Here is a 23,882-nt window from a genome sequence, read left to right on the forward strand (position 1 = left end):
CAGCGATCGGCTTTTTTATTGTTAATTTTGGGGCTCCTCGCAAAGTATCTGAAATTACACCGAAGCCAAAGCTTCACTTTGTGGAGATTGATTTTACAACTTCTATACAAGTCCATCTAATTTCTCATATATCGGCTCATTATACTGATGGAGAACCGCGAGCGTGGTGAATACCATACTGTAATTGAGAGGAAGTGCCCAATGAAGAAGTTTTTGATCATCCTGACAACCGTTTTCTCTATGGCCGCCGTTTCGGCCTGCAGCAGTACCGGTAACAGCAGCGAAGACGGCAATAGAGCCGGAGGAAGCGCCAGTGATCATACAACCCAAACGATGCAGAAAGGTCATGCTGCCGAGTCGCCGGGAACTGAAGGAGCGATGCCGCCCCCATCCACTACGGAGAAAAAAACGGTAGTATTCTCTACCGGCTTTTCAAACGATTATTATAAGCTGGCAAAGCAGCAATATGAAGCCAAGCATCCTAACATTACGATTGAGCTGCAATCCGTCGAAAGCGATGATTCCACGATAGAACAAGATATGGAGAAATTCGTTAAAACGACGAATACGGCCATGCTATCCGGCAAAGGTCCCGATCTTATCAATTTGGATCAATTGCCTTCAGCCGATTACATCTCCAAAGGTTTATTAACCGATATGTCCAAAATCATCGACAAGGATTTTAAAAAAGAGGACTATTTCAATAACGTGCTGGATGGTATTAAGGCCAACGGTGGAATTTACGGGATGCCGCTATATTTTTTCGTTTATGGTTTAATGGGAAACCAGACATTCATCGAGAAGAGCGGAGTTACATTCGATGATACGAAGTGGACTTGGGCCGATTTCTCCGAAACCGCCAAACAGTTGACCAAGAATGCGGATAAAGAATATTATCGATATGCCTTAGGGGGAATTGCGCCCGAGCACATGTTGTCCAAATTTGTTAATGACCAATACGGTTCCTATATAGATCAAGTCAATGGGAAAGCAAAATTTGATACAAGCAACTTTATTAAGATGATGAAGCAAGTGAAATCTTTGTACGACAATAACATTATTAGTTCAACTGAATTTTCTCTAATTTTCAACCTGGTTCAAATCAACTCACCAGCCGATTACATACGCACGTTAAGGCAAAGCGAGTTCGGGGGCAATATTGCTTACAAGTCGAAGCTCTACTTGAGTCCGAATCCGGAAGGGGGGAAACCCGGAGCCACGTTCAGGACGTATATGACGATCGGCATCAACAACAAGTCATCTGTTAAACCGGAAGCTTGGGATTTTGTCAAGTTTATGGTATCTGAAGGAATGCTATCTCAAGCGAAAAGCACAGGTTTCTCCATTAATAAAGCTTCCTATGAGAAGAGAGCAAAAGAGCTGCTGAAAACGGGGAAGGTGGAATCCGATCAAGAAGTCGGCCCTATGAAAGGCCAAGTATTCGAGATTACCCAAAAGGATATTGACGATTTGGAGAAGTTCGTGAACGGAGCCAACTATCATGTATTGGAGAAGCTCATGAGCGGAACCATTTCTCTTGCTTCTTCGTCTCAGAAAAGTACGAACAAAATCGATCAAATTGTGCAGGAAGAATCGATTGCTTATTTCAGCGGGCAGAAAACCCCGGAAGCTGTGGCCGAACTGATTCAAAATCGGGTAACCACAGTACTGAATGAGTAAGCTGCTGCGCAATGAAATGGCCGTGGCTGCGCTCTTCCTGTCGCCAAGCTTGATCGGCTTTGCCATCTTTTATTTGATTCCCTTTATCATGGGGGTTCTGTATTCTTTCCAGGATAGCCCGGGGAACGGCTCTTTTGTCGGATTGCACAATTATGGGTCGCTACTGGAGAGCGCTTCCTTCCGCAAAGCGGCAGCTAACACTTTTCTGTTTACCGGTGTATGCGTACCGCTAATCGTTGCTCTATCTCTATTATTTGCCCATCTGTTGAACCAGCGGCTTTTTATCCGGAATTGGCTGCAAACCGCTTTTGTATTGCCCATGGTTGTACCTGTCGCATCCATTGTGATGATATGGCAAATCGTATTCGACTGGAACGGAACGTTAAATGAATGGCTGCAAAGCTTGCATTGGGGACGGGTTGATTGGATGAAATCGGACTGGGCTATCGTCGTGCTGGCGGTCGTATATATATGGAAAACTATCGGCTACAACATCATTTTGTTTTTGGCCGGCATGCGGAACATCCCAAAGGAATATTACGAGACGGCGGAGATCGAAGGTGCGGGAAAGTTCCATCAATGGGCTCATATTACATTCGTCTATTTAACGCCAACGATGTTTTTCGTCGTTCTCATGTCCATTATCAACTCGTTCAAAGTGTTCCGCGAAACCTATCTGATTGCGGGCGATTATCCGCATGATCAAATCTACATGCTCCAGCATTATATGAACAACATGTTTCTATCGCTGGATATTCAGAAGCTGACCGCTGCGGCTGTTGTTATGGTAGGGGGCATCCTGATTTTCGTGAGCTCCATGCTGGCCATAGAGCGGCGTTTCTGGAATTTTATGGAGTAGGCGAGGGGGAGTGGAAGTGGCTGTATTTCGTAAGCTGGTGCGAACAATAGCGCTTTTCCCGGTCGCTGTGATCATGCTTTTCCCGATCGTAGTCACATTTTCGAATTCATTGATGACTGAGGAAGAAATTAACCTTAACTATGATCTAATCGGCAAGATGGTCAAGACTTCGGTGGGAGAAGTCAGCTCCTTTATTAATCTTAAGCTGATCCCTGACTGGGTATCGTTTCATCAATATATGGAAGTGCTGATTGTTAAGCCCGTGTTTTTGCAAATGTTTTGGAATTCCGTGTTCTTGGTCGTACCGATCATTGTCGGACAGGTCTTTGTTGCATCTTTGGCTGCCTACGCGCTGTCAAAGCTGCGGTTCAGGGGGAGGGATAAGCTATTTTTCGTTTATTTAATCACCATGCTGATGCCCTTTCAGGTTACGTTAGTCCCCAACTACATCATTGCGGATGAGCTCGGAATCATGAACACCGAATCCGCGATTATTTTGCCGGGAATTTTCAGCGCTTTTGGGGTGTTTATGCTGAGACAGTTCATGCTGCATATCCCGCAAACGTATATCGAAGCGGCGCAAATGGATGGAGCCGGACATGGGAAGATTTTTTGCAAAATTATCGTTCCATTGATTCAGCCGGGAATCGCTGCATTAATCGTATTGTTGTTTGTTGACAACTGGAATATGGTGGAGCAGCCGCTCATTTTTTTGGAGGATTCCTTCAAGCAGCCGCTATCTTTATACTTGTCGCGTATTCAAGAAGGAGCCCGCGGGGTAGCTTTTGCCGCATCCGTCATCTATATGGCTCCGATGGTTTTATTGTTTTTGTATGCAGAATCCAGATTTGTCGAAGGGATTCAGCTGTCAGGAATAAAAGGATAGACCTTATATGGGGTGAACGGAATGGAGTTTCAACAAAGTGAACAGGCAGCAATGGGACGGAAACGAACCATACGCCTCGTATTTGGCTTGTTTATCGGCCTCTTGATTGGATTTACGCTATTTAGCAATACATTAGCGACACTGAGCTTGCCCAAGGTGGTGTTGGCGTTGCCGTCCAGGGGACAGCTTGTTCATACGTTTACGGGCAGCGGGGTGTTGAAATGGAAGGCAGAAGCGCGCTTATCGAACAAATCGGGGTGGAAGGTCGAGAAAGTACACGTTAGGGAAGGGCAGCTTGTGAAGAAAGGACAGCGGCTCGTCTCTTATGAAACAGAAGCGGCCGAACAGCAAATTCTGGACGAACGGGCGAGTCTGAAAAAGCTGAAGCTTTCGCAGGAAGGGCTGAAGCGCGATTTTATCGAGGCTTCACACAAAGCGGACGAACAGGCGATTGCGGCAGCGAAAAATGCACTTGGTATCAGTGAGATCGATCTCGAGGTTCAGGGGCGACGAATTCAAAAGCTGCAACATGATTTGAAAGCGAACGGCAACCTGGTTGCTCCATTTGATGGGATCATTACGACGATCGGTGTGACGGAGGGGGTGCCTTCTGGTGGAGCTCCCGATGTCGTCATCTCAAACAAAAGCCTAGGATTCCAGTTTGAATTCCTTGCGCCTGCTCATATAACCGCATCGCTGCAATCGGGCGAGAGCTTGAAGGTGCGGGTGGAGGGAAGCCAGGCTCTTCAAGTTGAAGGCCGAATTGAACATATCCAAAGTGCCTTTTCCAGAAATCAGGCCGGTGCTCCGGATGGAAAAGGAACAAATGCCGAAGTTGCCATGAAGTTTATACGGATTACGTTGAAAAATCAGGATATAAAAGGCGGTGAGAATGCTCAGGTCGAGTTGACGAAAATAACGGGCGTTGCGCTCCTCGTACCCAATAAAGCGATCCGCGATGACGGCGGCGGAAAGTATGTGTTTGGAATCGAGGAAAAAAACGGCCCGCTCGGCAACGCATTTTACATTCGGAAGCTGCCTGTTACCGTTATCGATTCCAATGAATCCGTATCGGCCGTAACCGAAGGACTATTCGAAGAGGAAAAAATCGTCACCGAGAGCAGCGAGCCACTTCAGGTAGGCGATAAAATTCGATTATAATCAACTTTTCTATTGATTTCTCAAAGTCGGAGATCAGTTCAAGCCTATAATCTCCTTTTTCCCCAATCGTCGATCTCATGACCTGCTTCTCCTCGTGGCTCCATTGCTAAGGCAAGCTCTCCAGCATATATCCATAGTCTTGAACTTGAATGGTGGCCAGAGGAGTGCGCAGATTGTGGGAACCCTTGACATCCACTCCGCTTGCGCCTTTTCGAGGATCTAGGCGACTGTTCTTGCCATTACAATCTGGTTGATACAATTGTCTATTGACAGCAATGGGATTTATGTGCAAAATAAAATTGATTGATCGACCAAATTAAAAAACAAACGACCAATTAAATAACGGTGGAGGTTCTGATGGAAGACAAACAATCTTTTATTGCCGAAGCAAGAAGAGAACAGATTATTCAAGCATGCATTAACACACTTGAGGAACTCGGCTACACCAATGTCAGTTTAACCAAAATCGCTAAAACAGCAAAAGTAAGTACAGGGTTAATTTCGTATCATTTTTCTGACAAAATGGATTTAATTAACCAGACCTTGCTCTACTTGCTTAACAAAAAGTTGGATTTCATTAGTGAAAAGGTGGTTCAAGAAGAAACACCTAGTTCACAATTGAAAGCCTATATTGGAGCCAGCTTGGCTTATCAAGTAGCCAACTATAAAAATAATATCGCATTAATTGAGATTATATTTAATGCTCAAAACGAAGAAGGAATTCCTTACTATAGGGCCGATCATGGAGAAGAAGAGGATCCATTACATTCATTGCTCAAAGATATTCTAATCGAGGGACAACAAAAACAAGAGTTTTCGAATGAGTTTGATGTTGAAATGATCTGTGTTGTGATTCAAGGTGCGATTGAAGAAAGTATGCTTAAGCACAAAAATTCCTTTAGTTTTGAGAAGTACGCTGATGAGCTAACTAAATTAGCCTTGAAAGTCGTCTTGTAACATCCATTAAGGTTGGAGGTAACAATCATAATGAACAATACATCCACAATTGGTATGGGCTTCTTGGAAAAATGGATTGCAGCATTATTTCCTTTTGTGTTAGGAACGATAGGCTGGTATCTTCCAAAGTTGTTGGAATTCGCAAAAAGGATACCTTTCTTTTCCGATTCAAAAGTCATTAAACTTTTACTTTCATTCAGCCCGTTTTGGGCGTCTGTGATCTTGATGATCGCAGGAGGAGTCATAGGCGTTCTCTTATCACTAACAGTCTATAGTGAAGCATTGAAAATGAGCATAAGAGATCAAGAAATACGGATCAATAAAGATAATATAGAAAAGAGAATCAGTAAATCTGAGATAAAGGAAATCTTTATGGAAGATAATATTGTCGTTATTACGGGAACAAAGGGACAAGAGCTTTTGAGCGAAAAGACAGACATCAAGAAGGAAAAAATACGAGAAATCTTCCTGTATCATCATTACCCATGGAGTGAACAGGATCCGTATAAAGATGAATTCAATCTTTGGACCCTGGATGATCATGCATGTGGAGAAAATGCGAATGCTATCTTATATGAACGTCGAAATGCAATTAGGGAAGGGGATAAGAAAAAGGCCACAAATTTAAAAATGGACTTACGTGAACTAGGAATCGTTGTGAAAAATCAGGGCGAGAATCAATATGTACGAAAGATCAAATACTAATTTCCTATTGATTTCCACAAAGGTTTATGTAAAACTATAGAAGTGAAATTTTAATTCCACTTTTTTCCTCGAAAGGAGATGTTTTAAATGGCTGCTTATATGGTATTGGTGATTTTAACTTAGCCGAATATCGGGCGTAGTAAATTCCAATCTTTGATTATAGCTTGGAATGAGACAATCGGGAATATTACCCGTGTTTCTTTGCTATGCCGTAAACAGTAACCTTTCGTGAATACTGCTGTTAGCGGGATACGATGTAGGTCGTATCCCTTTTTGATTATAAGCCGACTTTTGGCTTGTCGCCGCGAAACAGCAGCTTCTTAGGAGGCTGCTTGTTCGCGGTATTTTTATGCCCAAAAACAACATTAATTTTAGGAGAGGATCGGCTCAATGATTGATTTAAAACAATACGGCTATATCGAAGCCGAGACGCCGCCGATAGGATTAATACCCGGAAGGGTTACGGAACTTCAGCGGGACCAATATACCGTCATCACCGAACAAGGAGAAGTGACGGCTGTATTGAAGGGTGCATTCTACCACTCTGTGGGGACTCGAGAGGAGTTTCCGTGCGTTGGCGATTTTGTTTTTCTACAATACAACGAAAGCGGCGCTTCGCGCATTGCCAAATTGCTGCCTCGCCGCTCGAAATTTTCCCGCGCTGATTATTCGGGACACGCAGCAGGGTATGCCAAAACCATACTGGAACAAGTCGTAGCAACGAATTTTGATTACGTATTTATCGTGTCGTCCCTAAACTGGGATTTCAAGGTCAGCCGCATCATGCGCTATCTGACACAGACACGGCAGAGTGGTGGCCAGCCTGTCGTAATTTTAACAAAAGCTGACTTGGCTCCGGATTTCAGTGCATCGTTAGCTGAGGTTCAGAAAATCGCCCCTGGTGTGCCGGTACACGCAGTTTCCAGTCATACCGGGAGTGGTTTAGACGAGTTGAGTGAATATCTGCAACTAGGAAAAACCGTGGTATTCCTCGGCATGTCCGGCGTTGGAAAATCCTCGCTGCTAAACGCATTGATGAATCAGGATGTAATGACTGTCAAGGGTATCCGCGAGGCCGACAGCCGGGGTCGGCACACAACAACGCATCGCCAGCTTTTCATGCTCCCTTCAGGCGCGATGGTTATTGATACGCCGGGAATGCGTGAACTTGGGTTGTTCAGTGCGGACGACGGGATCAGCGCGGGATATCACGATGTGGAGGATTTATTCACACAGTGTCGCTTCAGTGACTGCCGCCATCAGACGGAGCCGGGCTGCGCAGTTCTTGCCGCTCTTGCCGATGGATCATTGGCGCCAGAGCATTGGGAGCGTTACCTTGTACAGAAGCGTGAAAACAAGTTTGTGGATGATAAAACGGGGTATCTCATAAATAAACGGGCGTGGCAAAAGTCGATTGCCATGCAACATAAGGGTAAAAATGGAGGACACAAGAAATGAACAACCATGATGAAATGTTTGTAAAGCCCGAAATACTGGTGCTTGTTGTGAGTAAAATGCTCGGCAAGACGATAATCCGCGCAGATTATCAACTTAAAGAGTTGCAAGGCGGGACAGTAGGAGATGTTCGGCTTGTAACGGGCATGGCTGAAACTTCCGACGGTGAAAATCTGCCGTATAAGGTAGTTTGGAAAACACAGGAAAAATGGGAGCGTTATGGTGATCCGGATTCATGGCGAAGGGAATACGATCTCTATGCATCGGATTTCAACAAGGTTTTCTTCGATTCGTTCCGTTGTCCGGAGTGTTATCACGCCGAAATAAATGGCGATGAGATACAGCTATGGATGGAATATATTGATGGTGTGTCAAGTTTAAATCTGACCTCCGAAATGTATGAACGTACAGCCAAGGAATTGGGGCGGTTTCAAGGCAAGCTGTACGCTGAACAACCAAACGTATTGCAGAATTTGACCAATTTAAGCAAGGTTGAGTTTACAAAAAACTACTATCTGCGGTATCGGTCATGGAATGTTTTGTATGATTACATACGCTCCGACGACTGCGAAATCCCGAAGCACCTATGTAAAATGCTTATAGACTTAGATAACAATTCGGACGAAATATTCAGTCGCATTGAAAAGCTGCCAATCGTGCTTTGCCATAGAGATTTTTGGGTGGCAAACATATTCTACTCGGAGAGTAAAATCGTACTGATCGACTGGGATACCGCCGGATGGGGGCATATGGGCGAGGATATCGCGAGTTTAATAGCGGACGAAGCGGATGTCTGTCATATGGTTGAATACTACCAAAGATGCGTTCCGGCGTATTACAGGGGTTTTTCGGAATATGCGGATGTGTCTCACAACTCCGATCATTGTATTTATGAACTAATCCTTGTTATGTTCGGATACAGGCTTGTGGAGTGGTATAAATTCGCTGAGTCGCCCGAAGATAAATCAATGCACCTTAATACCTTGCAAAAAATCTATGAGATGAGAAATTTGTAGATCCTGTCTAATAAATCCTTCTGCTATGGAAATGGCATACGCCTACTTCGTAGCATTAGGATTTTTTTGTTCAGGCAAGAACATTGCCGACATTCATGATGAAATGAATCAATCGATTTGTCAATAGAAACTTACAGCTTATGTTGTGAGTTTGTTTTTTTTATTAAAAGCAGAATAAAGATGGAATTGAAGCAATAGAGATAAACGGTGTTATTTAACAAATGTAAAAAACTGGAATGAAAAAGTATCATTTTAGTCTGAAATCCATTTATTACTTACCAAGATGGATACGCCAGCATGTAAATGCTAGCTATGCATAAATTTCATTTGTTCTAGGAGGATTTGATGAGAAAACTCAAGAAGTCACTTCAGGTTTTATCTCTTACGGTGGTAACAGCGGTTGTAGTAGCTGGCTCGCCATCTTGGGCACTAGCCCAAACTTCAGAGCCAGTCACCACACCATCGGAGCCAGTCACCACACCAACAGAGCCAGTCATCACACCAACGGAGCCGATCATCACGCCAACAGAGCCAGTCATCACGCCAACGGAGCCAGTCATCAAACCAACAGAGCCAGTCATCAAACCATCAGAGGAAGCCATTACAGAGCTAAATAATCTTCTTGTTCAGCGAAATTTTGAAGTAAAAGCGCTTGGAGATATATGGGCGGAAGGCGACCGAGAACGTAGATTCATAAATGCTCGAAAAATATATCAGCCAACAGGTTTATATGCAAAACCCAATGAACAAATTAAGATTGAAGTTTCAGGTGACAAACCAATTACAGCGGTTATTGGAATACATCGTCATGATAAAGAATGGGCGCTTTTTTATCCATTACAACCAGGCATAAACACAATTACCTCACCAAATGGCGGTTTGTTATCATTTGATAACAGCAACAATGAAGGTAGTATTAATGTAAATGTAGTGAGCGGGGGGAGTCCTGTTCCATTCTTTGTATTAGGCAAGAATACAAATGCGGATTGGCAGGCAATGATGAATGCATATCCTAATGCACCTTCTGTTGTTCTTCAATCAGAAAGAGCTCTCTTTGTCTTCTATTATGCTACTGCTAGAGATCATATCTTGAATCAAGACCCAACTACTCTTTTACAGACTTATGATAAGTTTATTACAGCACAGGATCAAATATCTGGACTATCTAGTTCTGATTCTGATCCTAGGCATCGGTTAGATAGGCATTTGATTGGCTTTATTGAATCAGAAAATACCATACCAGGAGCGTATGCATATGCAAATTGGGATGGGGCAATTATGCCTAAAGATACTGGAGCAAGTGCCGATGCTTTAGACCTTACAAGAACGGGTTGGGGGCAGTATCATGAGGCAGGTCATCTGAGACAACAAGCACCTTGGAATTGGGATGGGATGACTGAGGTTAATGTAAATATATATTCTATAGCCGCTAAGAAGGCTCTTAAGCCTACTGAACCTGCAAGATCCCCAGGCGAGTACTTAGCTGCTTTCACGTTTGTAGATCAGCCAACCAAGAATTTTGCAGACTCTAATTCAAAATTAGAAATGCTGTGGCAGCTTAATCTTGCTTTTGGGGATAACTTCTACCCACAGTTACATCGATTATATCGTGAGATGGCACAAGCAGATCTGCCAACTACAGATGATCAGAAAAAACAGGCATTTATTCTCAACACTTCAAAAGTAGCTCAATATAACTTGACGCCTTTCTTTGATAAATGGGGTTTACCTGCAACAAATGAAACAAAAAACAAGATTAATGCATTGAATTTACCTCTTCTAACCGCACCAATTTGGTTTGGGTCAGATTATAACATCATTAAACCGACTGATGGAATGGATAAGGTAAAAGGTATTGGGGGTATCATTGCCGCAACAGCAAATAGCGAAGAGACTTCACAGGGTAATGCCGCAGTATATGCATTTGATGGAGATACAAAAACTATCTGGCACAGTGCATGGAATAACCCAAATCAGTTTCCTTACCATATTACAGCGAAGTATGTAAATCCTACAACATTCACCAAGCTAACCTATCTACCACGACAAAGTGAAGAAAATGGAATTATTACAAAATATAGAATCCTAACTAGTCTTGATGGAGTATCCTTCAATGAGGTTGCCACAGGCACTTGGGCAAAGGACAAAACAGAAAAGACAGCCACTTTCACACCTACTCTTGCCAAATATGTTCGACTTGAAGTACCTCAAGGTGGTGGCACAAATGGTTTTGCATCTGCAAGTGAGATTAAACTCTTTGAAGCACCACAACCTGTTACAACGTATCTCAGCGATATTAATTGGTTTTCTGCCACAGCAGGTTGGGGAACAGTCCAAAAAGATCGTAGTGTTGATGGAAATACACTCAAGTTAAATGACAAGACCTATACAAAAGGTTTGGGCACACATGCTAACAGTGAAATTGTATACAAACTGAATGGGCAGTACACATCCTTTGCCGCGCTAGTTGGGGTAGATAGTGAGGTAGGTACTGTAGGTACTGTGGAGTTCAAAGTTGTTGTAGACAATCAAGTTGTATTCACTAGTGGCGTAATGAATAAAAATACAGCGGCAAAAGAGGTAAACGTTAATCTATCTGGAAAGAATGAGCTAAAACTCATTGTCACAGATGGCGGAGATGGTATAAATAGTGACCATGCCGATTGGGTAAATGCTCGTCTTATCAAATAGAATTGTTGTGTTGCTTTACTAGTAAGTGTCTAATAGCCCTCACCTTGTTATCGAGGTGTGGGCTATTTTGCTTTTCTTTATTTTCTCTGAACAACTAATAGGAAAGGAAATAAGGAAGATCGGGGATCTACAGTCTGGATTATGTGAACCAATATCCTAACGAAGTGCGAGCGTTTATCGGGCTGGATAGCAGTGTTCCCTCGCTGAGTGAACAGAAGATTGATTCGTCAGTGACAGAACCGATTAAATGTTTCCTCGACTTGGGCTTCGCCCGAATACAATTGAAACTGGGTGCTGACCCTTATGATGAACAAACGAAAGAACAATTGAACATTTTGATACGCAAAAGCATGTATAATACTACTCAATTAAATGAGGCAGAGAGCATGTATTCCAACTTTAATGCAACAGAAAAGCAATCTTTCTCTCCTAATTTACCTGTTCTTTTCTTTGTCCAAGCGCACCAGCCTGTGACGGATCAATGGATCCCCGAACATGAGAAGCAAATAAAGGATTGAGATTAATTGTAGATAAAGCATATAGCCTCTTATATAATGAAACTATCTTCAAAAATGAAGGGACTGAACTATGCGCAGATATCAATATTTTCAACCTAACTATTAAAATATAATGGAGGTAAAAGTATTGATTACTGAGTTACACACAGAACGTTTACATTTGAGAAAAATGAAGATATCGGATTCGTCTAGTTTGTTTAAAATTTGGTCTGATCCTGACGTAACTAAATTTATGAATATTTGTAGTTTTACTAATGAAAATCAAGCACTGGAAATGATTAATCTCTTTGATGGTCTTTCTCAAGAGAGTAAGGCTATTCGTTTCTCCATCATTAAAAAAGAGTCCAATGAGATTATTGGTTCTTGCGGTTATAATGACTTAGATTTTGAAAATGGCAAGGCAGAGATTGGATATGACTTTGCTAAATCATTTTGGGGAAGAGGGTACGCTACAGAAGCTATCTCTTCTCTGTTAGAACATGGATTTTCATCCTTAAAGCTGAATCGAATCGAAGCAAGGGTTGACCCCAGAAATGTGAATTCTATGAAGCTTTTACAAAAGCTCAGCTTCAGGTTTGAAGGAACACTCAGACAATACGAGAGAGTAGACGGAAAGTTTAACGATCTCAGTATTTATTCGAAATTAATATCAGATTGATTTTATTGAAGATATTAATAGTGAGGTAGGGGATTAATATGCCTCTACCTCTTCTTATTATCAAGGCCCGAGCACAGTCCAAGCATCGTTCGGGCCATTTTTCACATCTGGGTATTCATTTTGTGTCCACCATTTGACCTGATACTTCACTCCGTTATAAGAAACAATGTCACCTTGAACATAAATGGAGGAAGCGCTCCATGGAGCGGGGCAGGGGTCAACTTGAACTTGAACGGTACAAAGACAATCCCTAGGCTTGTTGCATATTGGATTGCATCAAACTCTGCTGGCAGTGTTTCGATAGGTAACCAAGGGCCGCCGTTATAACCGATCTGTATTTCGAGCAGAATAACGTCACCCGGAGATAATATTTTCTCCTTTTTATTTTCTTGAATTTTTCTGTTGCTAGCTGGACAGATAAAAGAAGCACGGATGAGTCGGAACGCAACTATCTTACAGACGAAGATCCTGTCGGGCAGCATATCTGACCTCCACCTCATGGACAGGTTGAATGAAGGAATGTGGGAGCGTAGTCTCTGTGAGACATGGGAGAGTTCAAACGGTCAACTTCTAAGGATACGTGAGCATTTAAGAGAAATGCGTTTCTACATAGAGGGAGTAAAACTTGACTTTTTAAATAAATTTTTATATGCTATAGCATGTATTTTTGTGAAAGAACATGAAACAGTATGGGTTCAATGATGTGACTATGTGAATTGGAATCAGGTGTACTGGAGTACTGGGGTACTATAGGTAAGTCAACATTCCATAATAATAATTGGGGGTGAAAACTATGGAATTGTGTAATTTAACGGGTTTTTTGATTCACCGTACGGATGTTAAAATGACCAACTATTTTACAAAGCAATTAAAGCCCTATGAGATGACGCCAGAGCAATGGAGTATTATCAGTGTTCTAGACGGGGATAGACCAACAACTCAAAAAGAGCTTGCGGAAGCAATCGACCGAGATCAGAGCACGGTTGTTCGAATGATCCACTCGCTCGAGAAGAAGGAGATCGTCAAACGGATTGTAAATGATACAGATAAACGATCTCATAACTTATATCTGAGCGATAAAGGTATACTACTCAAATCAGAACTACTGCCGGTTGTCATCGAAGCACACAAGCACGTGACAAGGTACTTAAGTGAAGATGAATTTCAGGTACTGGAATCTTTACTTGAAAAACTGTATGCAAGTGTTATGGATGACGGTTAGATCATCTTCGTTCCACGTTACCCGAGACGGTACGCACAAGACCCGACTCTATGGTCTTACGTCCATGAAAGCTTTAAAGAAACGATTTTGTCAAAAGAAATAATTATTTTTGTATATTATATGCTATAGCATATAATATACTCCGAGAAAGGGGGGATTTTCTTGGTTATTATCATTTTGCAAGTTATTATAGGATTATTTTTTATGTTTACTGGGAGTAAGATTATTTCCGGTAAAATGGCAGATGAGTTCAAGCGTTTCGGCATGCCTCCCATCTTTAATTTTTTGACGGGATTTATTGAGATTGCATCTGCAATCGGATTATTTGCAGGTATTTGGTTTCCAATAGCGGCTGTTATTGCAGGATTTTTACTAGCGGTTACGATGTTTGTCGCAGCCTTTACTCTTCTTGCTGTTGCTAAGGATCCTTTTCCAAAAGCAATACCGGCTATCGTACTTTGCTTATTGTCTATCATCGTCAGTATGAATCATTTGATCTAGTTTGAAAGCTAGTGATGATAAAATCCTTCTAACTTTGCTGAAGAAATATGAATAAAGTTAAAGGAAATAATATGTAACAATTTAAGTGAGGAGTTTTTTTAAATGGTTATCGATTGGTCAACAACAGCTGTCTATAACACAATAATGTCAGTTGCAACTGGTATAGGGTTATTATTAATGCTTCGATTTGAATCCCATTTAGCCAAAGGAAAAGTTGGACAACTAGAAGGTTGGGCTATAGGATTTGGAATACCCGGGTTTATATTAACGCTAACAGGAGCTCATATGACCCTTACTTGGCCCTTGTCAAAGATTGGATTCCCATTTGATGATATTATATTTGGTGAGTCTTCTCTAGGTTTTGGGGTTCTGCTTCTGGCTGCAACCGTCTTAATATGGAGAAAATCTAATCTATATGTAAAACAAGGCATTAATATGAACGATACGAAAATAGTATCCAATACATTAAAGGCGGAATTACCGTATTTATTAAAACCAGTATCTTATTTTGCTGCAGCAATGGGGCTAGCACTCATCTCAATCGCATTTGCAGGTATTGGATTTCAATTATTTGCAGCGCCACCAGAAGAACCAATATCAGGAGCTTTTGCTGATTATCCAATGTTGGAAGCTACTTTTATGTCAGGATTATTCGCGATTATAGGGATTGGAGCTGTATTATTTCCTTTTGCCTTAAACAAAGACGCAAATCGAAACTTTGCTAAAGTTATTAAATTCCTTTGGGCACTTGCAGGCATAGCCTTTGTTCTATTTGGAGCCATGAACTACTTTACACATATTGGATTGATTGTGAATACAATGCCCAAATAGTATTGAATGATATACAATGACTATCGCTCCCAATTCGATAAAATGTGGGTTGCATAAAAAGATAAAGGGATAAAAATTAACCTGCTATTAGTGATAGGTTGGTACAGTTACTAGACTAACATAGAAGCAGAATGCTTCAGCAGGGGACTGAGAACGATAAATCAATTGCATTAAGGCTGCCACAAGGCAGCCTTTTTCTCATCTAACGGGCAAATTAGTTGGAAATGAGAGCGATTATCGGGCTGGATAGCAGTGTTCTCTCTCTGTGTGAACAGAAGATTGATTTGTCAGTGACAGAACCGATTAAATGGTTCCGTGACTTGGGCTTTGACCGATTACAATTGAAACTAAGTGCTGACCCTTATGATGGACTGACTTAGGGGTTTACTTACAGAGCTGAAGTATAGGGTTATCGAAGATAATAAGTAGAAGAGGTAGGGAATGGATATGCCCCTACCTCTCTTTTATTTGATCAAGTTTTATTCTTTTAGCATGGACCGAGCACAGTCCAAACATCGTTCGGACCATTTTTCACATCTGGGTATTCATTTTGCGTCCACCATTTGGCTTGATACTTCACTCCATTATAAGAAACAATGTCACCTTGAACATAAGTGGAGGAAGCGCTCCATGGAGCAGGGCAGGGGTCAACTTGAACTTGAACGGTCACCGAGTTACTTGCCGCAGACAAATTACTAAAGCCATCCCGAGCCTTAACTGTAAACGTATATGAACCACTTGTTAATCCACTGATCGTGGCGGAGTTGCTAGTTGATCTTGCTTTAGCAAAAGGATCGTTATTTACGTAAATGTCATAGCCGATCAATCCAACATTGTCCGTAGAAGCTGTCCAATTCAGGTTAACTGTGCCAGAGGTAGTATTAACAACTAGATTGGTTGGTGCTAGTGGTGCTTCTGTATCGGTAGGTACAGCACCTGGCGTAGGTAAATTCGTTATAATTTGTTGCAAATTAGGTAGGGTACCGATTCTGTCATTTGCTATATCTGTAGTCGGGGTATTAAACGGTAACCATCTCAGTATTCTACGAACTTCATCTGGCGAATACGGCACGCCGAATTTGGCTTTAGCAATCCCTTGCAGTTGTAGAATCGCACCTACAACGACAGGTGAAGCGGAAGATGTTCCATTGAAGTAGTTGGTATAACCGGTTGTCGAAGCGGTACTTGTTGCACTTAAGGTAGCAACGTTCTCACCAATACCGTAGGCGTCGATTCGATTGCCATGGCTGCTGAAGCCGAGTTTGTAGTGAGGTGCAGTTGATGATCCCGCTCCAACAAGTATTGCTCCAGAATCTTTGAAATCGGGGAGATCTCGATTGAAGATGTATTTATTATCCTGCTTGTACTGATCGAGATCAACACCACCATTGGCTCCCGCTTCTACAACGACAATACCTAGGCTTGTTGCATATTGGATTGCATCAAACTCTGCCGGCAGTGTTTCGATAGGTAACCAAGGACCGCCATAACCGATCTGTATTTCGAGCAGAATAACGTCACCCGGAGATAATACTTGTGTGGCCGCTAAAATTGCTTCTGCTGTACCACCTGTCCGAACTAAAGAGGATACAATCGGAGTAGCTTTGTTGGCTAGCCCGATATTGCCGATACTATTGTCAACTGCGGATACAACCCCGAGTACAGCCGTACCGTGACTAGCATCTCCATCATTAGCGCCACCTGGTAGAAGCTGTATGTTGTGAGCGGCTAAATCTTCATGATTTAAAGCCCAATTCCACTCGATATCGGCCCACTTTGTGCCTTTGCCATCGCCACCTTCAAATTGCCAAGCATAGGGAGCGTTAGTACCTAGAGGATCTGCTTGCGCATAACTTTGCAAGGAGAAGCGCGGATCATCACTTGGAAGGACTGGTGTTGTGTTCGGAAGAGGCGCATTGGCCAATTCTGGTTTTTTACTTACGTATGCTTCCTCAACTAGCGGGAAGCTTCGCAACGTTTGCAACAACTGTTCGACGTCAGCACCAGCGGGGATTTTGGAATAATAATAGCGATCAAACACGGATGCAAAAGGATTAGCAGCTAAGCTCTTGTTAGCTGACGGTAAGAATTCCTCTGAGATTAGCGGATCAAACGATAATTCTGGTACAGCTGAGAGCGGAGATACTTCTTGTTGCAATTGAAGTTTTCCTTCATTACTTGGCAGGAAGGCTTGTTCTTTAAGTTTGACGACAATTTTTTCTTCAAATACTGAAGTTGCAGTGTTGGAGAATGATGTACTCGTTGGAAAGGACTGTCCACTCTCTGAAGCGTATGCTCCATTTGACCAAGTACCAAATGATAAAAGCACGGTCGTGGCTAGAACGACGGACAACGTTTTTTTTAATCGGGAATAAGTGTGTATAATAGTAATCTCTCCTTTCCATTCTCTTAAATTTTTCTGTTGCTAGCTGAATAAATAGGCTAACAATTGTCAGTATAAGGTAAGGTAAATAATGGATCAATTCCGAGGTAAGCGTAAACAACGATAGATATATACAGATATCACGTTAAAACTTCTATTTACTTTATTTCACATAGGTTCAGTAGGATATAAAATCGAATAATCCCCTTTTATTGTAATTAGCTCTTGTGAGAGCTAATCATAGTAATTTGAATGCGATAACGAGGTGAAATCTAGATATTGCAAACCAGTGATGGCAAAGGATTCAACGTTGAAGAATGTTCACAAAAAGTTTAGGTTTATCTATTGTAAATAGCTATGTAGAGGATAAACTAAAAGGGAGCATGCAAATTGAATCTACAGCGTGTGGAACAACAGTTTCATTCACGTTAATAATGTAATAGAGGACTACAAAGGCGTAGTCTTACTTAGAGCAAAGAGGCTTAAGGTTATATCATTCCTACTTGATAGGAAGCGGTATAACTTTAGGCCTCTTTATGTTTATTCTGGCTGTAATGGTTGCTATGCTCATTCCATGTAAATTGGTTCCAAAAAACTGCACCTAGAAATTTGAGGAGGGTACCCATGAGTATCGATAAAAAGATGATTGAAGAGATGGTTCGTAAAATCATCATGGAAAAAGTAGGGGCTGATGCTATTGAACAGAACGTTCATAGAGGTCCTGGAGGGATCACTTCTGTTAAAGTGCCAAATATGAAAGTAACAGAAGAGGATCGTCTCGATACAGGCAACCCGAATGATATCGTCTATTGTAAGGATCTTTTCTCGCTTAAGGAAAGTCCAAGACTTGGCTGCGGTATCATGGAGATGAAAGAAACAACCTTTGACTGGACACTTAACTATGATGAAGTTGATTATGTGATTGAGGGACATCTGGATGTTATCATTGATGGTACAAAGGTGTCAGCTGGTCCAGGAGAAGTGATCCTGATTCCGAATGGAAGTAAGATTCAATTTTCTGTGCCAGAATATGCACGATTTATCTATGTAACATATCCGGCTAACTGGGCAGAACAAGCGTAACATGCTAATTTCTTTTTGCCAGAGTTAAGCGGTTTATTTCGGAGATAACAATCACCAAGGACGAGGCTACCGACATGGAACGGCAGCCTCATTTTCTATGATCTCTGAATTGAACCGGGTTACGGGTCGTACCAAACCGTGAATATCGTATCCATTAGTTCTTGTAGGAAATGAGAATTTCTTTCCTAAACAGTTCTCCCCATTTAACGGGACCTATGAAAGGGTTATTTTCCATCTTGGTTCACTTCGTACTCGTCATGTAATCGCCACCACGTGTATGGAGGTGTTTGCGGCCACCCTTTAGGGGAATCCTCCCATTCCTCTTGACGACCATAAGGCGTAAGATCGAGGAGATTGAATCGGCTCTGATCCTGTCCACACCGCGTGCAGTCGTATAGTAGGTTCGAAACACACTATCGTCATTACGCAGGAAGATGCTCAAACCAAATCCCTTGCCTGCACCGCAATCGAAATTGAAATTGTCGCCGTTTGAGGAATACCAAGGGATAGTCCAGCCCATATGCTTTCGAAATGATTCGATCTGAGTAAAGGGTGCTGGCGAAACGAGTATGAAGGAAGTATCACGGGCGTGCAGATGAGATAGGTGGCCAATGTTGTCAACAAAGGATGAGCAGCCGCGGCAGCGATGATCAGAGCCTGGAGACATCATGAAATGATAAATGATGAGTTGGCGCCGTCCTTCGAAAAGATCAAGCAGGCTTGCAGTGCCGTTCGATCCTTCGAACACGTAATCTTTTTCAATTCTCACCATTGGCAGTCTTCTACGTTCCGCAGCAAGTGCATCTAACTCGCGGGTGAGCTCCTTTTCTCTGACGAGCAGTTTTTGACGGGCAATCTGCCACTCTTCTTCTGAAACGATCCGAGGCATTGAAGAAATGCTCATTTAATCCATTCCTCCCTATATGAGTTGGAAATTTAATTTTTCTTTAGGGGCTTTTGGCGATCACTGGTCGTTGCTGATTATCCGAGACATCTTGTATTTCAGAAAGAACACATACGGGGAGTTTATTGAGTCTGAAGAGAGAATCTCATCAAAAATAGCGTTGTTAGTAAGAGCTGTTGGTGGCATTGCATTAGGGATCGTAGAATACATGAACAAAGACGCTCTCACATAAGAGCGTCTGTTTTTATGATACCATTTCGAACAAATGTTCGTTTTTTGGAGCAGTTAAATTAAAATGGGTTACCTCGAATTTCCATATTATTAGTATAACTTATTAAAAATTATAAGTCTATATTTAATTTCCCAGGTACTTTATCATTGGATTACCTGGCCGGGGAAAAGGTGAATATCCGTTGACCTATACGGATGTTTGCGTTAGAGAAGAGGGATAACATTTGAAATTACATGTTTGGGATGTGAATTTGAAAATTCGCCTAATCGGCGAGGGGCTGTTCAATTTGTTGTTTTGGATGTACTTCCCTTTTATTACGGTCTACTTTAGCGAATCATTAGGTAAACAGACGGCAGGGATGTTAATGGCGATTCCGCCTCTCATTGGCATACTTGGCAGCATGGTTGGAGGGAGTTTAGCGGATAGGGTGGGACGTCGTCCCATGATGTTGGCAGGCGCCTCCCTTAAAGCGTGTATGTTCGCATTGTTTGCGTTGTCCAGTTCGCATTGGATTAATTATTTCGCCTATATTGGCATTGGATTAGGAGGTGCCCTCTATGGACCTGCTAGTGATGCGATGGTAGCTGATCTTATTCCCGATAAGGATCGACGTCAGGTGTTCGCCACGTTTACGACAGCTAATAATATTGGTGCTGTATTAGGACCCGCATTAGGCGCATTTTTTTTCTTTCAATATCGAAGTGAGCTGCTATGGACTTGTACAATCGTCATGCTGCTCTATACGATTGCAATCTTTCTGAGAATTCATGAGAGTATGCCGGGTACCAGCAAAAAGGTTTCATTACATGCAGTTTCAACTTCGATAAAAGAACAATGGAAAGGCTATAAAATCATCTTTCAGGATAAAATATTTGTTCTATATATTCTGGCAGGCGTTTTCTCTATTATAACAATCATGCAATTGGATCTGTATTTAGCGATATATGTCACGCAATATGTCCCGTCGCAACCCCTATTCACTTGGTATGATTGGACGCTCCGGCTTACGAGTACAGAAGTATTTGGATGGATTCTCGGGTTAAATGGGCTGCTATTCGTTCTATTTGTTTTACCCACTACAAAATGGTTAAATCGCTTAAAAGATCGAGACGTGTTCATTCTGTCATCCGCTTTGGCTGGGGTGGGCATGTTCGCCATTGGATTAACGACGCATATTTGGTTATTATTCCTTATCACGGTCGTGTTTACGTTTGGAGAAATCATACGAGCTCCGGTGACCAATAATTTTGTAAGTCAGTATGCACCTGCGAACGCGAGAGGGCAATATATGGGGGCATCGAGGCTGCAATTCACGATTGGGAGATTCGCAGCACCCTTGACCGTTATTTTATCGGCATGGGTACCTCCAATGGGGGTTTTTACTTTCATCCTTGTCTGTTCACTAATTAGTATTATTCTTTATATAAAACTTTTTAAGATCTATGCATATGATGAATCTGCATCTAGGACAGGAACTTGAAACACGTTCAAGCATCCGGTACAAACGCGCAATCTTGGGCTCGATTCCTTCTGGGCACATTCAAGTAAAAGCCCTATTATCAGGGTAGTCTTCATATTTGTCTTTGATTTAGGGAAAACATAGTGGTATGTTGGTACAAATGCCCTTATGGAATGGCTCGGCCTTTGGATGAGCTATTCCAAGGGGGCAACTCATCGGTGAGCCTTGATGGAGTGCTATCGAAAGAAGAATTGAGTCACATAGAAGCGAAGTTGTTAGCATAATACCAAAGGGAACCTCGGAAACCTAATGTTTTTTCCCTTTACTGTTCGCACTAAGTTTGAAGGTACGCGGGCTAGCCCCAAAAAGGCCATAGGTCTTCTAAGTATACCTGGCTGGATATCACCGTTTCCTTAAAGGAGGACAATATATTGGATGCGCAGTTTCTAGATTTATTGGCCCAGAAATATGATACGGAAGAAAAAGTCGTAACAGAAATCATCAATCTTAAAGCGATCTCCAATCTCCCCAAGGGAACTGAACATTTTGTCAGTGACTTGCATGGGGAGTTCCAGGCTTTTCAGCATGTACTCAGAAACGGTTCTGGTACCGTAAAAGAGAAAATCAAAGAATTGTTCCAAGAGGTTTGGACGGATAAAGAAATCAATGATTTTGCGGCGTTAGTTTATTATCCTGAAGAAAAAATACAGCTGGTTAAAGGAGACCTGTGCAATCAACAAGCCTTGAACCGGTGGTATAGACAAACGATTGAACAAATGCTTAAGCTCATTTCTTATGCCTCCTCCAAATATACGCGCTCGAAATTGCGTAAAGCTCTGCCGGAGCAGTTCGTATATATTATAGAAGAGCTTCTATACAAGACGGATTCTACCAACAATAAGGATCCTTATTATGAGGAAATATACCGGCAGATTATCTCCTTGGGTCAGGCGGATAAGCTGATTATCGGCCTTGCTTATACGACCCAGCGCCTAGTGGTTGACCATCTTCATGTGGTCGGAGATATCTATGACCGCGGGCCGGACCCCGATAAAATTATGGATACGCTTATCAACCACCATTCTGTAGACATTCAATGGGGGAACCATGATGTCCTGTGGATAGGCGCCTATGCGGGTTCTCTGGTCTGCCTTGCGAATATTATCCGGATCTGCGCCAGATACGACAATTTGGACATCATCGAAGACGTATACGGAATCAATCTTCGCCCATTGCTGAACTTGGCGGAAAAATACTATGATGACAACCCAGCCTTCAGACCGAAGCTGCAGCAAGGCCATAACGTATCGGAGCAGGAAATCCTTCAGATTACTAAAATCCATCAAGCCATTGCCATGATCCAGTTTAAGCTTGAAATCCCGATTATCAAGAGACGTCCTTACTTTCATATGTCTGAAAGGCTTTTGCTTGAGCAGATCGATTACGACAAAAATGAAATCAAGATCGGCGGAAAAACGTACCCGCTGGAAAACACCTGTTTCGCTACCGTAAATCCGCAGCAGCCTGAACAATTGCTGGAGGAAGAACAACAGGTGATGGAGAAGCTGCTGTTCTCCGTTCAGCATTCCGAAAAGCTGGCCAGACATATGAATTTCCTTATGAAAAAGGGCAGCCTTTATTTAAAATACAACGGGAATTTGTTGATCCACGGCTGCATTCCTTTGAATGAAGAAGGAAACATGGAAGAAATGCAGATTGAAGACAAGACCTATTCGGGTCGTCAGCTGATCGATGTTTTTGAATATTATTTGCGTTACGCCTTTGCGACTCCGGAAGAGACGGATGATCTGGCTACGGATATGGTATGGTACATCTGGACAGGGAAATGTTCCTCGCTCTTTGGAAAGAGAGAAATGACCACCTTTGAGCGGTACTTTATCCAAGATAAAGAAACCCATAAGGAGAGAAAGAACCCTTACTACCATTTGCGGGAAAATGAGGAGATCTGCCGGAAAATCCTGCAAGAGTTTGATTTGAATCCGGATCATGGACATATCATTAACGGGCATACTCCGGTTAAAGAAATTAGTGGAGAGAACCCTGTTAAAGCAAATGGGAAAATGGTCGTCATTGACGGCGGTTTTTCCAAAGCCTATCAATCCACAACGGGTATCGCCGGATATACCTTGTTGTATAATTCCTTTGGCATGCAGCTCGTCGCGCATAAGAAATTTAATTCAAAAGAAGATGTGTTATGTAACGGAACGGACGTATTGTCTGTAAAAAGACTGGTGGACAAAGAACTGGAACGGAAACTGGTGAGGGAAACCAATGTCGGGGAGAAGCTGCTGCAGAAAATCTCGAATTTGAAGAATCTCCTGGAATATCGCTACATGAAATGAAACAGCTGCTAAATGAAGCAACTGTTAAAGGTAAAAGAGCCGCCCGGGGGGTTGGTCAGGACCCCATTTAGAGAACATAGAAAAAATACCTAAGAAGCAAGCTGTCGTCGGTACTCTACTGGCGGCAGCTTCTTTAGCTTTCTTTGTGATTGAGGCATTGTCGTAACAAATGCCTTTCCTCATCACGTTTCTTCTTGCATCTCTCTTTCTATTTTGCTATATTTGATATTAACAAAGTGATATTATTAAAATGTTACTAACTATAAACTGAATGTTGAGGAACTCTTTTTGGAGGGCTGCACGGCTAGAATAAATAAC

The 23,882-nt window shown here is 42.2% G+C and carries 21 protein-coding genes and 2 pseudogenes; 18 read left to right on the top strand and 5 right to left on the bottom strand.

Annotated features, from left to right (window positions below; translation table 11 throughout):
- The first annotated feature begins 201 nt into the window (after positions 1 to 201).
- The 11 genes from ABN764_RS04155 (at position 202) to ABN764_RS04205 (ending at position 12,586) form a co-directional block, all read left to right on the top strand.
- Complete coding sequence (locus ABN764_RS04155) at positions 202 to 1,680, top strand: ABC transporter substrate-binding protein (RefSeq protein ID WP_446671023.1); 1,479 nt, start codon at positions 202 to 204, stop codon at positions 1,678 to 1,680.
- Entirely contained in the window at positions 1,673 to 2,539 is an 867-nt protein-coding gene (locus ABN764_RS04160; protein ID WP_446671024.1) for a carbohydrate ABC transporter permease, read from the top strand. Before ABN764_RS04155 ends, ABN764_RS04160 begins: the two co-directional genes overlap by 8 nt.
- A gap of 73 nt (positions 2,540 to 2,612) precedes the next feature.
- The gene (locus ABN764_RS04165) at positions 2,613 to 3,425 is read left to right on the top strand and encodes a carbohydrate ABC transporter permease (protein WP_446671330.1); all 813 of its coding nucleotides are present in this window, start codon (positions 2,613 to 2,615) and stop codon (positions 3,423 to 3,425) included.
- A gap of 21 nt (positions 3,426 to 3,446) precedes the next feature.
- Positions 3,447 to 4,586, top strand: a complete 1,140-nt coding sequence (locus ABN764_RS04170; RefSeq protein ID WP_446671025.1) for an efflux RND transporter periplasmic adaptor subunit — start codon at positions 3,447 to 3,449, stop codon at positions 4,584 to 4,586.
- Positions 4,587 to 4,943: 357 nt separating this feature from the next.
- Complete coding sequence (locus ABN764_RS04175; RefSeq protein ID WP_174810370.1) at positions 4,944 to 5,543, top strand: TetR/AcrR family transcriptional regulator; 600 nt, start codon at positions 4,944 to 4,946, stop codon at positions 5,541 to 5,543.
- Between the two features lie 30 nt (positions 5,544 to 5,573).
- Positions 5,574 to 6,248 (top strand): YqeB family protein, encoded by a 675-nt coding sequence (locus tag ABN764_RS04180; protein ID WP_072729355.1) that lies wholly within the window; start codon positions 5,574 to 5,576, stop codon positions 6,246 to 6,248.
- Between the two features lie 390 nt (positions 6,249 to 6,638).
- Entirely contained in the window at positions 6,639 to 7,706 is a 1,068-nt protein-coding gene (rsgA, locus tag ABN764_RS04185; protein WP_446671026.1) for a ribosome small subunit-dependent GTPase A, read from the top strand.
- Complete coding sequence (locus ABN764_RS04190; RefSeq protein WP_446671027.1) at positions 7,703 to 8,719, top strand: aminoglycoside phosphotransferase family protein; 1,017 nt, start codon at positions 7,703 to 7,705, stop codon at positions 8,717 to 8,719. Before rsgA ends, ABN764_RS04190 begins: the two co-directional genes overlap by 4 nt.
- A gap of 345 nt (positions 8,720 to 9,064) precedes the next feature.
- The gene (locus ABN764_RS04195; RefSeq protein WP_446671028.1) at positions 9,065 to 11,410 is read left to right on the top strand and encodes an NPCBM/NEW2 domain-containing protein; all 2,346 of its coding nucleotides are present in this window, start codon (positions 9,065 to 9,067) and stop codon (positions 11,408 to 11,410) included.
- Positions 11,411 to 11,640: 230 nt separating this feature from the next.
- Positions 11,641 to 11,928 carry a hypothetical protein gene (locus tag ABN764_RS04200; RefSeq protein WP_446671029.1) on the top strand — a complete coding sequence of 96 codons (288 nt, stop codon included), beginning with the start codon at positions 11,641 to 11,643 and terminating at the stop codon, positions 11,926 to 11,928.
- Positions 11,929 to 12,055: 127 nt separating this feature from the next.
- A complete protein-coding gene (locus ABN764_RS04205; protein ID WP_446671030.1) occupies positions 12,056 to 12,586 on the top strand; it encodes a GNAT family N-acetyltransferase in 531 nt (176 codons plus the stop codon).
- Positions 12,587 to 12,646: 60 nt separating this feature from the next.
- Here the strand turns inward: ABN764_RS04205 and ABN764_RS04210 are convergent, their stop codons facing one another.
- Positions 12,647 to 12,736, bottom strand: a complete 90-nt coding sequence (locus tag ABN764_RS04210; RefSeq protein ID WP_446671031.1) for a hypothetical protein — start codon at positions 12,734 to 12,736, stop codon at positions 12,647 to 12,649.
- Complete coding sequence (locus tag ABN764_RS04215; RefSeq protein WP_174810751.1) at positions 12,733 to 13,068, bottom strand: hypothetical protein; 336 nt, start codon at positions 13,066 to 13,068, stop codon at positions 12,733 to 12,735. Before ABN764_RS04215 ends, ABN764_RS04210 begins: the two co-directional genes overlap by 4 nt.
- Positions 13,069 to 13,379: 311 nt before the next feature.
- On the opposite strand from ABN764_RS04215, the gene ABN764_RS04220 reads away from it, so the two are divergent.
- The 4 genes from ABN764_RS04220 (at position 13,380) to ABN764_RS04235 (ending at position 15,520) form a co-directional block, all read left to right on the top strand.
- Positions 13,380 to 13,808 (top strand): MarR family winged helix-turn-helix transcriptional regulator, encoded by a 429-nt coding sequence (locus tag ABN764_RS04220; protein WP_174810752.1) that lies wholly within the window; start codon positions 13,380 to 13,382, stop codon positions 13,806 to 13,808.
- 162 nt (positions 13,809 to 13,970) lie between these two features.
- On the top strand, positions 13,971 to 14,309 hold the full coding sequence (locus ABN764_RS04225; protein WP_072729360.1) for a DoxX family protein: 339 nt from the start codon (positions 13,971 to 13,973) through the stop codon (positions 14,307 to 14,309).
- 102 nt (positions 14,310 to 14,411) lie between these two features.
- A complete protein-coding gene (locus ABN764_RS04230) occupies positions 14,412 to 15,140 on the top strand; it encodes a DUF981 family protein (protein ID WP_072729361.1) in 729 nt (242 codons plus the stop codon).
- A 218-nt stretch (positions 15,141 to 15,358) separates the two neighbouring features.
- The gene (locus tag ABN764_RS04235; protein WP_446671032.1) at positions 15,359 to 15,520 is read left to right on the top strand and encodes a hypothetical protein; all 162 of its coding nucleotides are present in this window, start codon (positions 15,359 to 15,361) and stop codon (positions 15,518 to 15,520) included.
- Between the two features lie 107 nt (positions 15,521 to 15,627).
- Here the strand turns inward: ABN764_RS04235 and ABN764_RS04240 are convergent, their stop codons facing one another.
- Complete coding sequence (locus tag ABN764_RS04240) at positions 15,628 to 17,493, bottom strand: S8 family serine peptidase (protein ID WP_446671033.1); 1,866 nt, start codon at positions 17,491 to 17,493, stop codon at positions 15,628 to 15,630.
- Positions 17,494 to 18,147: 654 nt separating this feature from the next.
- On the opposite strand from ABN764_RS04240, the gene ABN764_RS04245 reads away from it, so the two are divergent.
- Positions 18,148 to 18,606 (top strand): EutQ-related cupin domain-containing protein, encoded by a 459-nt coding sequence (locus ABN764_RS04245; RefSeq protein WP_021261678.1) that lies wholly within the window; start codon positions 18,148 to 18,150, stop codon positions 18,604 to 18,606.
- A gap of 224 nt (positions 18,607 to 18,830) precedes the next feature.
- Here ABN764_RS04245 and ABN764_RS04250 read toward each other — a convergent pair.
- Together ABN764_RS04250 and ABN764_RS04255 are read right to left on the bottom strand one after the other, a co-directional pair.
- Positions 18,831 to 18,908: pseudogene (locus tag ABN764_RS04250) on the bottom strand (hypothetical protein); the annotation flags it as partial.
- A 122-nt stretch (positions 18,909 to 19,030) separates the two neighbouring features.
- Positions 19,031 to 19,510: pseudogene (locus ABN764_RS04255) on the bottom strand (DUF899 domain-containing protein); the annotation flags it as partial.
- 455 nt (positions 19,511 to 19,965) lie between these two features.
- Here ABN764_RS04255 and ABN764_RS04260 point away from each other — a divergent pair.
- Together ABN764_RS04260 and ABN764_RS04265 are read left to right on the top strand one after the other, a co-directional pair.
- The gene (locus tag ABN764_RS04260; protein WP_315746083.1) at positions 19,966 to 21,222 is read left to right on the top strand and encodes an MDR family MFS transporter; all 1,257 of its coding nucleotides are present in this window, start codon (positions 19,966 to 19,968) and stop codon (positions 21,220 to 21,222) included.
- A gap of 410 nt (positions 21,223 to 21,632) precedes the next feature.
- Positions 21,633 to 23,564, top strand: a complete 1,932-nt coding sequence (locus ABN764_RS04265) for a fructose-1,6-bisphosphatase (RefSeq protein ID WP_446671034.1) — start codon at positions 21,633 to 21,635, stop codon at positions 23,562 to 23,564.
- Positions 23,565 to 23,882: the final 318 nt, after the last annotated feature.

The organism is Paenibacillus wuxiensis (assembly GCF_040195695.1).
Taxonomy (GTDB): Bacteria; Bacillota; Bacilli; order Paenibacillales; family Paenibacillaceae; genus Paenibacillus_B; species Paenibacillus_B suaedae.

Excerpts from the sequence above, each read along its gene's own strand:
- ABN764_RS04155 (WP_446671023.1), top strand. The coding sequence starts at position 202 with ATGAAGAAGTTTTTGATCATCCTGACAACCGTTTTCTCTATGGCCGCC.
- ABN764_RS04160 (WP_446671024.1), top strand. The coding sequence starts at position 1,673 with ATGAGTAAGCTGCTGCGCAATGAAATGGCCGTGGCTGCGCTCTTCCTG.
- ABN764_RS04165 (WP_446671330.1), top strand. The coding sequence starts at position 2,613 with ATGCTTTTCCCGATCGTAGTCACATTTTCGAATTCATTGATGACTGAG.
- ABN764_RS04170 (WP_446671025.1), top strand. The coding sequence starts at position 3,447 with ATGGAGTTTCAACAAAGTGAACAGGCAGCAATGGGACGGAAACGAACC.
- ABN764_RS04175 (WP_174810370.1), top strand. The coding sequence starts at position 4,944 with ATGGAAGACAAACAATCTTTTATTGCCGAAGCAAGAAGAGAACAGATT.
- ABN764_RS04180 (WP_072729355.1), top strand. The coding sequence starts at position 5,574 with ATGAACAATACATCCACAATTGGTATGGGCTTCTTGGAAAAATGGATT.
- rsgA (WP_446671026.1), top strand. The coding sequence starts at position 6,639 with ATGATTGATTTAAAACAATACGGCTATATCGAAGCCGAGACGCCGCCG.
- ABN764_RS04190 (WP_446671027.1), top strand. The coding sequence starts at position 7,703 with ATGAACAACCATGATGAAATGTTTGTAAAGCCCGAAATACTGGTGCTT.
- ABN764_RS04195 (WP_446671028.1), top strand. The coding sequence starts at position 9,065 with ATGAGAAAACTCAAGAAGTCACTTCAGGTTTTATCTCTTACGGTGGTA.
- ABN764_RS04215 (WP_174810751.1), bottom strand. The coding sequence starts at position 13,068 with ATGCTGCCCGACAGGATCTTCGTCTGTAAGATAGTTGCGTTCCGACTC.
- ABN764_RS04220 (WP_174810752.1), top strand. The coding sequence starts at position 13,380 with ATGGAATTGTGTAATTTAACGGGTTTTTTGATTCACCGTACGGATGTT.
- ABN764_RS04230 (WP_072729361.1), top strand. The coding sequence starts at position 14,412 with ATGGTTATCGATTGGTCAACAACAGCTGTCTATAACACAATAATGTCA.
- ABN764_RS04245 (WP_021261678.1), top strand. The coding sequence starts at position 18,148 with ATGAGTATCGATAAAAAGATGATTGAAGAGATGGTTCGTAAAATCATC.